The following is a 10,439-nucleotide window of genomic DNA, read 5'->3' as shown; positions in this document are numbered from 1 at the left end:
TATCATAGAAGGACCTTACTTAGGTTATTTTACAGAAAAAGTTTCATAGGCTCTTTTCAGCTTCCTAACAGTCAATGCGGAGCATATAGCCAGCACTGGTATATACATCAATGCTGTTTCGTTGTGGATTGTATTCTGCAAATATTGTTCTCATCGTATCGAATCTCTCCTTATCATTCAATCATTCGTTACAAAAATCAGAAGCATTTCAATCAGTTCACCATGTCACTCTTATTTTGTGTTATACTATTTTATAGATTTTTCTTTAATTTTTGTCCTCCTTGATATTTTGATGTTCAGAATATGAGGGATAGCTTTGAAAATGAAATGTGTTTTCAACTGTTAGTTTATTCGTAAAGGAAGTGATATGTGCTATACTTAAAGGAAAAGGAGAGACAAGATAATGCATCTAGAAGAAACATATACAGGAATTATGCGAGTTGCAAGCAACAGAGATGGAAAGCCATATAAAGACTGGCGGGAATATTATGTAGATCAGTCAGGTCTTATCATGATTTTTCAATCGGACAGTAAGCCTGGCAAATACGCAGTCTATTTCTTTTTGCCGTCAGATGAATACATGCACTCATCGTGCGGTAAACTGCAAATTCAGGATGGGAAGATTCGAATTGAAACAGAGCGGAGCATTTATGAGTTTGAAGAAGATCAGAAATGTCTAACAATGGCAGAGGGATTAATTGCTCTTGATAATGCTAAATTATATTTCGGCAATCCAGATTGTATGTGCATCTGTCAAAAGACTATGAGACTGCAAAAATAGTTGGGAGCCGACATGAAAAATCGGTTGTATATCAGATGAATGCAGGAAAGATAGCAGCAGATGGTTATCTGTTTTATTTGTCGGTGAATGTAGTATGGCTGACAAAAGAGGTACCGGTGCGGTATTTGAGTATATTTGAAAAGTTGTGAGGCAGATTATGAATAAATTTCTTGATAATCGGATGACGATATATGAATACGGAAATCCAACGGCGGATGTTGTTTTAATTCAGCTAGTAGGTGATCATGATCTGCATGACATTGAAAATGAGATTACAGAAATCAGAAACTTTATAAATAAGGATTTTCGATTTATCGTTGTAAAGGTTAATAACTGGTACCAGGAACTAACTCCATGGAAAGCACCGGCTGTATTTGGAAACGAAAGCTTTGGTGATGGGGCTTGGCAAACTCTGGAAAAACTCTTAAAGATCTGTACGGATAAGAACAAGACATACTACATTGGAGGTTATTCTCTTTCCGGGCTTTTTGCATTATGGGCATCGTGTCAAACGGATATATTTTATGGTGTTGCAGCAGCATCCCCTTCGGTTTGGTTCCCTGGATTTGTTGAATATCTGAAAGAACGTAAAATAAAAAGTCGGTCTGTTTATCTCAGCCTTGGCAATAAGGAAGAAAAAACAAAAAATTCAGTTATGTCAAAAGTAGGAGACTGTATTCGGGAATTATATGCATGGATGCAGGCCGAAGAAATACAATGCACTTTAGAATGGAATCAGGGTGGTCATTTTAAAGATCCGACTTTGAGAGTTGCAAAAGCATTTGCATGGGTGTCAAATACAGAAAATGAAAAAGGAAGAAATGGATAATCTATGAAATTAAAAAATATTTTAATCGTTGTGAAAGACCTTGAAAAAGCAAAAACATTTTATCATGATTTATTTGGCCTGGATGTAATTCTTGATCAGGACGGAAATGTGATCTTAACAGAAGGGCTTGTTCTTCAGGATGAAAAGATCTGGGCCAATTTTTTGAAAAAAGAGATAGTATCGGAACACAATTCTTCTGAATTATATTTTGAAGAAAAGGATCTTAAAACATTTGCAGAAAAATTAGAGCGTCTGTATCCGTCTATCCAGTATGTCAATAAACTTATGACCCACAGCTGTGGGCATCAGGTTGTTCGCTTTTATGACCTGGATGGTCATCTGATCGAAGTTAGAACACCGATGTGAAATTGATTACACAAGGAGATAATATTTATGATGGAAATAAAAAAGATCGATCATAATTTTTCGGTATGTCAGGTGGAGGATTATTCCCTTGTAAATTTGAATTCGGAATATAGTTTTATTGGAAAGACGGACGAAGAGAAGTCTCTTGTATGTATCACAGATGAAGTTCCGGCAAATGTGATCCAGCGGGATGATGGATGGAAAGCGTTTCGTATCCAGGGCGTTTTGGATTTCTCATTAATAGGAATATTGGCTAAGATTGCGGCAGCCCTGGCAGATAATGGTATTTCAATTTTTGCAGTGTCTACATATAATACGGATTATGTTTTAATGAAAAGAGAAAATTATCAAAAAGCATTGGATGTTCTTAAAGCTTTAGGATATATGATCATAGATTGATAAATAAGCTGACGTTTAGCTGGATGAACGGGGATAGATTTGCTACAGATGATGAAATGAATTGGTTGGTGTATGTACAGATATCTGTGTTGTATCCAATGCCCTGATCCTGAAAGCAAAGTATCCGGAGGCTGCAATCTCTGTAGATGCCAGCTGCTGTGCCGGAGTGACACCAGAAAAGCATAAAGCTGCATTAGAGACAATGAAAAGCTGCCAGATCGATGTTTGCGGAGAAGACAAATAAATGATTGATCCATGAAATAAATGTTTGTATGATCAAGAGGAACCACAGATGGAGAATTATATTTTAGAGGTGTGTGTAGACAGCGTAGAGTCAGCGTTGGCGGCAAAAAGGGGCGGTGCAACCCGCCTGGAATTATGCGCAAACCTTGTGATCGGTGGGACCACGCCGGGCTACACTTTATTTGAACAGGTCAAAGAGAAAACAGGACTTCCTGTCAGAGTATTAATACGTCCAAGATTTGGTGATTTTTTATACTCACACTATGAGTATGAGCAGATGCTTTATGATATCCGCTATTTTGCGCAGACCGGTGCTGATGGAGTGGTGATCGGAAGTTTAAAGGAAGATGGTACTCTCAATGAAGAACAGATGCGTGGGATGATCGAGGCAGCAGGAAACAGTGGGATCACGTTACATCGTGCGTTTGATGTATGCGCAGACCCGGTTGTCACATTACAAAGAGCAGCAGAGCTGGGAGTAGATACGATCCTGACATCAGGGCAGGAGGCAGACTGTGTTGCCGGATGTGAACTTCTTCGCAGGCTTGTACAGCTTTCTGCTGATAAGTGTGAGGGCATAGACAGCTACTGCAAACCTGCCATACTGGCTGGCGCAGGGGTCAGTTCAGCGAATATAGCAGAAATTGCTAAGATAACAGGAGCACACGCTTTTCATATGTCTGGTAAAAAGCTTTGTTTAAGCGGCATGCATTATAGAAATGAGCGGGTACATATGGGACTTAAAGAATTGAGCGAATTTCAGATCTATCGCACCGATGAGACAGAAATCAGAAGAGCAGTTGAAATTCTGCAATCCCTTTAAGATAAAATGATAGAGTTTCTGTTATGTATACGGAGGTAATTTGGTAATGAGAAGAAAAGACAGAGAGATCTTAGATCTGGATAAAATTGAAAGCATTATTGCAGGTGCACGTTACATGCATTTGGGAATGTTTGATGAAAATTATCCCTATGTTGTGCCCCTTCATTATGGATATGAAATGAAAGATGGAAAACTGACATTTTATGTCCATGGAGCGAAGGAAGGGCATAAACTGGATTGCCTGCGAAAAAATGATCATGTTTTTGTAGAAATTGACTGCAGACTGGAGAAGAACATAGGATCAGCGAGAAAATGGCAGATGCTGTGACGGTAATCAAGGTGGATGTAGAGTCTTATACTGCAAAAGCCCGTGTAAGGTAATTGAAAAAGCAGGGGATCTGTAAAAATGAGATATGATTGTTAATAAGCTGAAGATAATGTTAACCATTTGCGATAACTGGTTGACATTATCTTTTCTTTTTGCTATACTCAAAGCGTTTTCGGAAACAGGTTATGTAAAAGATATAAAGAATATAAGGAAAGGACAATATAGCTGCAATGGAGTATACAAAGCGTTTGCTTGTATTAGAAGGTCTCCTTTCAACTCTTCCTGACTGTCAGGGCTGGATGATCGCAAAGTGCAGGATTAGTCTTGGAAACAGGAAAATGAAAACTTCAGACCAGTTTCCTTTGCAGATATTAAAAAAGGATGGGAGGCTGGCAAAGATCCACATTTGTTCTTTTGCAGGAGAGGAAAAAGATCTTTTAGATGTGACTTTGATCAACCCGGGTCAGAAAATGGCTTTGGGGAGCAGGGAAAACATGGAAACAGAAAAAGAAGATCATCTCTTTAAGGTCACCAGGGAGGAGACCGATCGCTATTTAAGGGAAGTAAAGGACCAAAATCCCATTCATCAGGGGGAAGGTGCTATTGTTCCGGGTTTTCTGATGGCGAATAAGATCTTAAAACAGTTATCACCCCAAATCCCTTTTCAGGCAGAGTTCCGTTTTCTTACCCCCCTGCAGATTGAAAGATCCGGGTGGCTTGAATTTTTATCTTCAGATGAAGAAAATGATCCGAAGATAGAAGCGGAAAAGGCATTAAAAAAGGTACAGAAAATCCATCTGAGGACGCCTCAGAATATTATTTTAAAAGCTGAAATTACAGAGTACAAAGAGTAGAAAGGAGCGGACAGCTATGAGTCAGACCACATCAAAAACAGTTCACACAACGAAATCTTACAGTATTTGGAATATACGAAGCCTTACGATTATGGCTTTAATGACAGCACTTCTTATTGTTTCAACGTATATTAAAATACCGCTTCCCTTTTCAACAGCCAGTATTACAGCCCAGACTTTAATGGTAAACCTGATCGGTCTGCTCCTTTCTCCGTTACAGACTCTGGCAGTTATGGTCACATGGATCCTGTTAAGTGTTGTGGGAATTGGCGGATCTTTGGGAAAACTGTTAGGACCGGCAGGCGGATACCGTTATGGCAACCTGGTGGCAGCTGTTCTGATCTCCATGTTCTGCTGTAAAGTAAAGAAAGTAAGATGGCAGACTGCATTTATCATTATCGTAGGAATTCCGGTAATCTACTTATTTGGTGCAGTTCAGATGAAGTATGTGACCAATCAGCCATGGGGCGCTATTATGATCCAGGCAGTGCTTCCTTTTATTCCTCTTGATATTGTTAAATGTTTTGCAGCAGCAGGAATTGCAAAACCTCTTCGCAGACTGTTTCCAACAGACTAAAATGTTCAAAAAAGACCTGGGTATTAGATAGATAAGGGAGAGCAGACAATGGAAAATGTATGGATCCTTGGAGGACTTAGAAGTTTTATTGGTGTAAAAGACGGGATATACCGGCATATTCCGGCGGAAGTTCTGGGTGCCCAGGTCTTAAAAGAGATAAAAAACAGATTTTCATTAAAAGATGAAGAGATCGATTATATCATTGGCGGAAACGCAGTAGCAGGCGGGGGAAATATCACCCGCCTTGCTGCGCTTACAGCCGGTTTGGATGATATGATACCGGCAGTTACCTTAGACCTTCAGTGCGGTTCCGCCCTGGAAAGTATTACTGCTGCAGCAGCGAAGATTGAAAGTGGTCTGGCAGATCTGGTGATCGCAGGAGGTTTTGAAAGTTCCTCCACCCAGCCGGTCCGCATGTGGAATTCCAATCACCCGGACTATCAGGAAGGAAAAAGTTATACAGTGGCAAAGTTTATTCCCGGTTTTCAGGGAGAGCAGGTCATGCTAGAGGGAGCAGAAAAAACAGCCCTTACAGAAAATGTCACCAAAGCAGAAATGGATCCCTGGGTACTGTTAAGCCATAAGAGAGCTATCCAGGCGGCAAAAGAAGGGATTTTATCTGATATCCAGCTTTCCATTGCAGACAGCAAAAAAGATGAAGGGCTCAGACCTTCCATGAGCCAGAGACTCTTAGACCGGCTTCCCTGTTTACTGCCAGGCGGTTCGATTATAACAGCTGCCAATGCATGTCTGATGCATGACGGGGCAGCTTTTGTGGTCCTCTGTTCTGAAGCATACAGAAAAAAACATGGTCTGACGCCTCAGGCAGCGTTCCGTTTCGGCACAGCTATTGGCAGTGATCCTTTTATGAGTCCTAAAACAGCCGTTCTGGCGATCCGCAAGCTGTTAAAACAAACCGCTCTTTCTATAGATGAGATCCACAGTCTGGAAGTGAATGAAGCCTTTGCAGTGATCGATGTACTTTTAGAGCGGGAGTTCCCTGGAATAAGAGAGCGGTTAAATCCATTGGGAGGAGCCCTTGCTTACGGTCATCCTTACGGCGCTTCCGGAGCCATTATCCTGTTACATCTGTTAAAGGATCTGGAACTGAACCAGGGAAGATTTGGCATCTGCGGAGTAGCGGCAGCAGGCGGGATCGGAACGGCCCTTCTGGTGGAAAAAGTATAAAGAAACGTATATTGCGGAGATAAAATCCATGGAAAAGATCACCAACTATCTGGAAATGATACAGCAGATCCAGGATATAACCCCGGAAAAAGAGGCTTTTTGTACAACAGGCAAAAGTCTTACATACAGCCAGCTTTATGCTTTGGCAAAAGAAAAGCAGGGAATGCTAAAACAGGAGAAAAAGGAATTTGGGGAACAGAACGCCAAAAAGCAGCTTCGGATCATCCAGACAACCTGTATTTTAGACCAGCTGGTGGAATTTCTGGCCTGTCAGGGAACAGACTGGATCCCGGTGATCCTTCCTGCAGATGCCACAGTGCCGGTGGATGAATGGACCCAAAAAACATGGCCTGAAAATGCCTGTATGGCAGTTATGACTTCAGGGACATCAGGAAAAAATAAGCTGCTTTTCAGGACCTTTGGAAGCTGGTATGATTATTTTCCTGTGCAGAATGAGATTTTTCATATAAATTCAGAAAGCCGCCTGTTTATGCAGGGAAGTCTTGCATTTACAGGAAATTTAAACCTGTATATGGGGCAATTAGCGGCAGGAGCAACTATTTTGGCCCAGGAGCGTTTTGATCCAAGGCTGTGGATCCGGAATATAAAACAGTGGCAGGCAAATGGTATCTACCTGATCCCGGCAAAACTGCGGGCATTATATCAGGCATTATGCCATGAAAAACAGGCTCCTCTGCCAGAGATCCGGACCATCTTAAGCGGTTCTCAGAGCCTTGGAAAAGAAGAGGTAGCACAGTTAAAACAGTTTTTTACAGAGGCAGAGATCACGCTTTATTATGGTGCCAGTGAGTTAAGCTATGTTACCTATATCCGTGATACACAGATGAATGACGATAAGACCAGGATCGGAAGGCCGTTTCCGGGAATTGATGTGCAGCTGGAAGACGGAAGGCTTATGGTAAATACGAAATGGGGTGTGATAGGAACAGGAAAAGAAGCAAGCGCAGGAGACTATGCCCATTTGGATGAGGAAGGTTATTTTTGTTTTGATGGCAGAAAGGATGATATTTGCAGTATTAATGGCCAGAAGATCTCCTGTATCCGTGTAGAACAGGTGATCCTTTCACTTGGGATCGGGGCAGAGGCAGCAGTAAAACCGGTAGAGCGACAGGGACGGCAGTATCTGGCTGCCTGGATCGTGCCAAAAGAGAAAGAAAGGGGAAAAAATCTGGAAAAAAAGACGGGAGAGATTCGCAGTCAGTTAAAAACAATCCTTTCCCAGGGTGAGATCCCAAAGTTTTTCTTTTTTGAGGATACACTTCCTGTAAATGAAAGTGGAAAAGTGTTAAAACGTTTGTTAGAGTAATCATTGTTTTTTCATTTTTTGTATGGCATAATTAAATATCAGGAAAGTTTTACACCGGTCCCTGGTTGTCAGGACCGGTTCCTTTTTGCTGTAAATGGATTTACAAGCAAGATGTATTCTTAAAATAAAGCAATTTGGGAGTACATCAGGGATAAAGGGAGGAAAAATATGTATCAGCTGGTGATCGTAGATGATGAGGATAAGATCGTAGAAGGAATAGCAAATCTGTTTCCATGGGAACAGTTAGGATTTCAGGTAACGTGGTTCAGCAGGCCTTTAAAGGCATTGGAATACGTAAAGACCCATCAGGTCCATGTACTTATGAGTGATATTGAAATGCCGGAGATGAACGGGTTAGAGCTTTGTAAACAGCTTCAGGACAGTGACATCAAGATCGTATTTATCAGCAGCCACCAGAATTATGAGTATTTCCGGTATGCCATCCAGTACCGGGTAGAAGATTATCTGTTAAAGCCCATCAAAAGCGGTGATATTTTAAATTGCTTTGGAAAAATACGGCAGCAGTTAGATGAGAAATACGCAGTTACCCAGGAAACACCGGTAACTTATTACGACCAGGTGATCTCCAAAGTAAAAGAGTACATAAAAGAAAATTATAAAGAGGCTTCTCTGGAAGATGCGGCAGTCCAGGTGTCTTTAAGCCCCAGTTATCTGTCCCGTATTTTCAAGGAAAAATGCGGTATGGGATTTTCTGATTATCTTACCAAAACAAGAATGGAAAAAGCCTGTGAGCTGTTAGGGGACATTCAATATAAAAGTTATGATATTGCTTATTATATCGGCTATGATAATCCCAAGAACTTTTCCAGGGCTTTTAAGGCCTATTTTGGAATGACTCCCAAGGAATACAGAAACGGAAAGGTGCTTGAAAAGGGATGAAACGAAAATTTTTTATACGCCGTTTTCTTCGGTATCTCATGCTTTTAATGGTGCCTACCATCCTGATCTTTTCCTTTGCCATGATCTCCTTTAATTATCAGCTGGACCGGTCCTTAGATGCCAGGGCAAAGAATACTCTTTCCAGTGTAAATAACAGTCTGGAGATGATGGTCAGCAATGTAGCGTATCAAAATGAACAGCTGACCAATAATGCTTATACGTTGATCGCGTTAAAACGACTGATGAAGAGGGAGACCAGGATCCCTTACAGTGACGCGATCTATCTGCGAAATATTAAATCCACGTTAAGCAGTATTATACGGGCTTACCCATATATCCAGTCGGTTTATCTGTATCTGGATGGGTATGACAACTATTTTTCTTCAGATTATGGACTGGAGCAGCTGCAGCCTAAAGGAAAGAACAACTGGTACAGCAGTTACCGTTCCATGAGATCGGACGAAGAAAGTCTGATGGAGACCAGGGCAGCGGCAGATACAGGTTATGGGCGCAGCATGATCACCATTTACCAGAAAATGAAGCTGCAAAAAGGCGTAGTGGTCATGAATATTGATGTAGGCGCTTATCTGGCAAGTCTGGACGCGATCCTGCAAAAAGACAATGAAACGGTTCTTTATCTGGATAAAAAAGACCAGCTGATCCTTGCCTGGAATGATGAAAACGGGGCAGCAGACAGTTTTAGCGGTACAGAGTTTAAAAACAGCGGACAGGAAAACAGCTGGAAAAAGATCAATGGAAAATCCTATCTGGTCCATACGGCTGTCAATGATCAGTATGACCTTCTCCTTGTGTCCCTGATCTCCAGGCAGGCGAAAATGAACAATATCATCCAGGTGGCAGGGGCTTTCCTGGCAGTATTTGTGTTAAATACCATTGCCATGATGGCATTAGCCTATACTACCACTGTGCGTACCTTCCGCCAGATCGAGTATATGATCCAGGTATTTTATGATGCGGAAAGCGGAGTTTATCCTTCCGAACCCCGTCAGGAAGTAAAAGATGAGTATGATATTCTTATGAATAATATCATCTATCTGTTTTTAAACACAGTAAAGCTGCAGACAGAACTGACAGAGAAACGCCATAATCAGGAAGTGGCAGAACTGACAGCCCTTCAGTTACAGATCAACCCGCATTTTCTCTTTAATACCTTACAGACCCTTCAATTTCAGGTACAGTCCGGTGCTTCTTCGGAAGAGTCAGTGACGATCCTGGAATATTTATCGGATATTTTAAAATACGCACTGGCAGATGCCACAGAAACGATCAGCCTCAGGGAAGAATTGTTGTATTTAAAGAAATATGTGGCGATCCAGAAATTCCGTTTTGGGGAGAAATTTATCATCTATTATGAGGTAGATGAGGAACTGATGGATCTGCGGGTGTTCCGTCTGATGCTCCAGCCATTAGTAGAAAACAGTATTTTACATGGTGTGCGTTATAAAGAAGACAGGGGTTATATTAAAGTCCAGATCTTCTGCCGCGGCGGCAAGGTCTATTTCCGTGTGGTTGACAATGGGGTGGGAATGGACAAGGCAGAAACCAAACGTCTCAGAGACTCCATGAAGGAGATCAATGTCCATCACATCGGCCTTGCAAATGTAAACAGCCGTTTAAAGCTTCATTTTGGGGATGAGTCCGGGATCCGGATCCGCAGCAAAAAGGGAATGGGCTGTGTAATGGAATTTTGCCTGCCGGAAAGTGCTGTCCGACCGGAACAGACAGATCTGAAAGCAGAAATTTAAAAACAAAGAATGAATAAAAATCAAAAGAAATGATACCTTTTGCAAAAAAACGGTAAAA

The 10,439-nt window shown here is 41.5% G+C and carries 14 protein-coding genes and 1 pseudogene; 14 read left to right on the top strand and 1 reads right to left on the bottom strand.

Annotated elements, in window-relative coordinates; translation table 11 throughout:
• Positions 1-67 precede the first annotated feature (67 nt).
• A pseudogene (locus DW251_RS15670) lies at positions 68-154 on the bottom strand (toxin-antitoxin system protein); the annotation flags it as partial.
• A 249-nt stretch (positions 155-403) separates the two neighbouring features.
• Here DW251_RS15670 and DW251_RS15665 point away from each other — a divergent pair.
• From DW251_RS15665 to DW251_RS15600, 14 genes are all read left to right on the top strand, one after another.
• Positions 404-781 carry a hypothetical protein gene (locus DW251_RS15665; RefSeq protein WP_118301688.1) on the top strand — a complete coding sequence of 126 codons (378 nt, stop codon included), beginning with the start codon at positions 404-406 and terminating at the stop codon, positions 779-781.
• On the top strand, positions 745-930 hold the full coding sequence (locus tag DW251_RS15660; RefSeq protein ID WP_243034996.1) for an RNA 2'-phosphotransferase: 186 nt from the start codon (positions 745-747) through the stop codon (positions 928-930). The genes DW251_RS15665 and DW251_RS15660 overlap by 37 nt, the downstream gene beginning before the upstream one ends.
• A gap of 8 nt (positions 931-938) precedes the next feature.
• Complete coding sequence (locus tag DW251_RS15655; RefSeq protein ID WP_243034994.1) at positions 939-1,610, top strand: esterase; 672 nt, start codon at positions 939-941, stop codon at positions 1,608-1,610.
• A gap of 3 nt (positions 1,611-1,613) precedes the next feature.
• Positions 1,614-1,976 (top strand): VOC family protein, encoded by a 363-nt coding sequence (locus DW251_RS15650; RefSeq protein WP_021869508.1) that lies wholly within the window; start codon positions 1,614-1,616, stop codon positions 1,974-1,976.
• Between the two features lie 30 nt (positions 1,977-2,006).
• Positions 2,007-2,375, top strand: coding sequence for an ACT domain-containing protein (locus tag DW251_RS15645; RefSeq protein ID WP_118301690.1), 369 nt, complete (start codon positions 2,007-2,009; stop codon positions 2,373-2,375).
• A gap of 61 nt (positions 2,376-2,436) precedes the next feature.
• Positions 2,437-2,619 (top strand): isochorismatase family protein, encoded by a 183-nt coding sequence (locus tag DW251_RS15640; protein WP_347474682.1) that lies wholly within the window; start codon positions 2,437-2,439, stop codon positions 2,617-2,619.
• Positions 2,620-2,667: 48 nt separating this feature from the next.
• On the top strand, positions 2,668-3,441 hold the full coding sequence (locus DW251_RS15635) for a copper homeostasis protein CutC (protein ID WP_118301686.1): 774 nt from the start codon (positions 2,668-2,670) through the stop codon (positions 3,439-3,441).
• A 46-nt stretch (positions 3,442-3,487) separates the two neighbouring features.
• Positions 3,488-3,769, top strand: coding sequence for a pyridoxamine 5'-phosphate oxidase family protein (locus DW251_RS15630; RefSeq protein ID WP_021869512.1), 282 nt, complete (start codon positions 3,488-3,490; stop codon positions 3,767-3,769).
• Between the two features lie 230 nt (positions 3,770-3,999).
• Entirely contained in the window at positions 4,000-4,623 is a 624-nt protein-coding gene (locus DW251_RS15625) for a hypothetical protein (protein WP_021869513.1), read from the top strand.
• Between the two features lie 16 nt (positions 4,624-4,639).
• Positions 4,640-5,200: a biotin transporter BioY gene (locus tag DW251_RS15620; protein ID WP_118301685.1), complete on the top strand. Its 561-nt coding sequence runs from the start codon at positions 4,640-4,642 to the stop codon at positions 5,198-5,200.
• A gap of 48 nt (positions 5,201-5,248) precedes the next feature.
• Positions 5,249-6,388 carry an acetyl-CoA C-acyltransferase gene (locus DW251_RS15615; protein ID WP_118301684.1) on the top strand — a complete coding sequence of 380 codons (1,140 nt, stop codon included), beginning with the start codon at positions 5,249-5,251 and terminating at the stop codon, positions 6,386-6,388.
• Positions 6,389-6,416: 28 nt separating this feature from the next.
• Positions 6,417-7,715, top strand: a complete 1,299-nt coding sequence (locus tag DW251_RS15610; protein ID WP_118301683.1) for an AMP-binding protein — start codon at positions 6,417-6,419, stop codon at positions 7,713-7,715.
• Between the two features lie 168 nt (positions 7,716-7,883).
• The gene (locus DW251_RS15605) at positions 7,884-8,615 is read left to right on the top strand and encodes a response regulator (RefSeq protein ID WP_118301682.1); all 732 of its coding nucleotides are present in this window, start codon (positions 7,884-7,886) and stop codon (positions 8,613-8,615) included.
• The gene (locus DW251_RS15600) at positions 8,612-10,381 is read left to right on the top strand and encodes a histidine kinase (RefSeq protein ID WP_118301681.1); all 1,770 of its coding nucleotides are present in this window, start codon (positions 8,612-8,614) and stop codon (positions 10,379-10,381) included. Before DW251_RS15605 ends, DW251_RS15600 begins: the two co-directional genes overlap by 4 nt.
• The last annotated feature ends 58 nt before the right edge of the window (positions 10,382-10,439 follow it).

It is taken from the genome of Clostridium sp. AM22-11AC (assembly GCF_003473545.1).
Classification (GTDB): Bacteria; Bacillota; Clostridia; order Lachnospirales; family Lachnospiraceae; genus Enterocloster.
The sequence above is the reverse complement of the archived record's forward strand: the minus strand, read 5'-3'. Positions and strand labels throughout refer to the sequence as shown.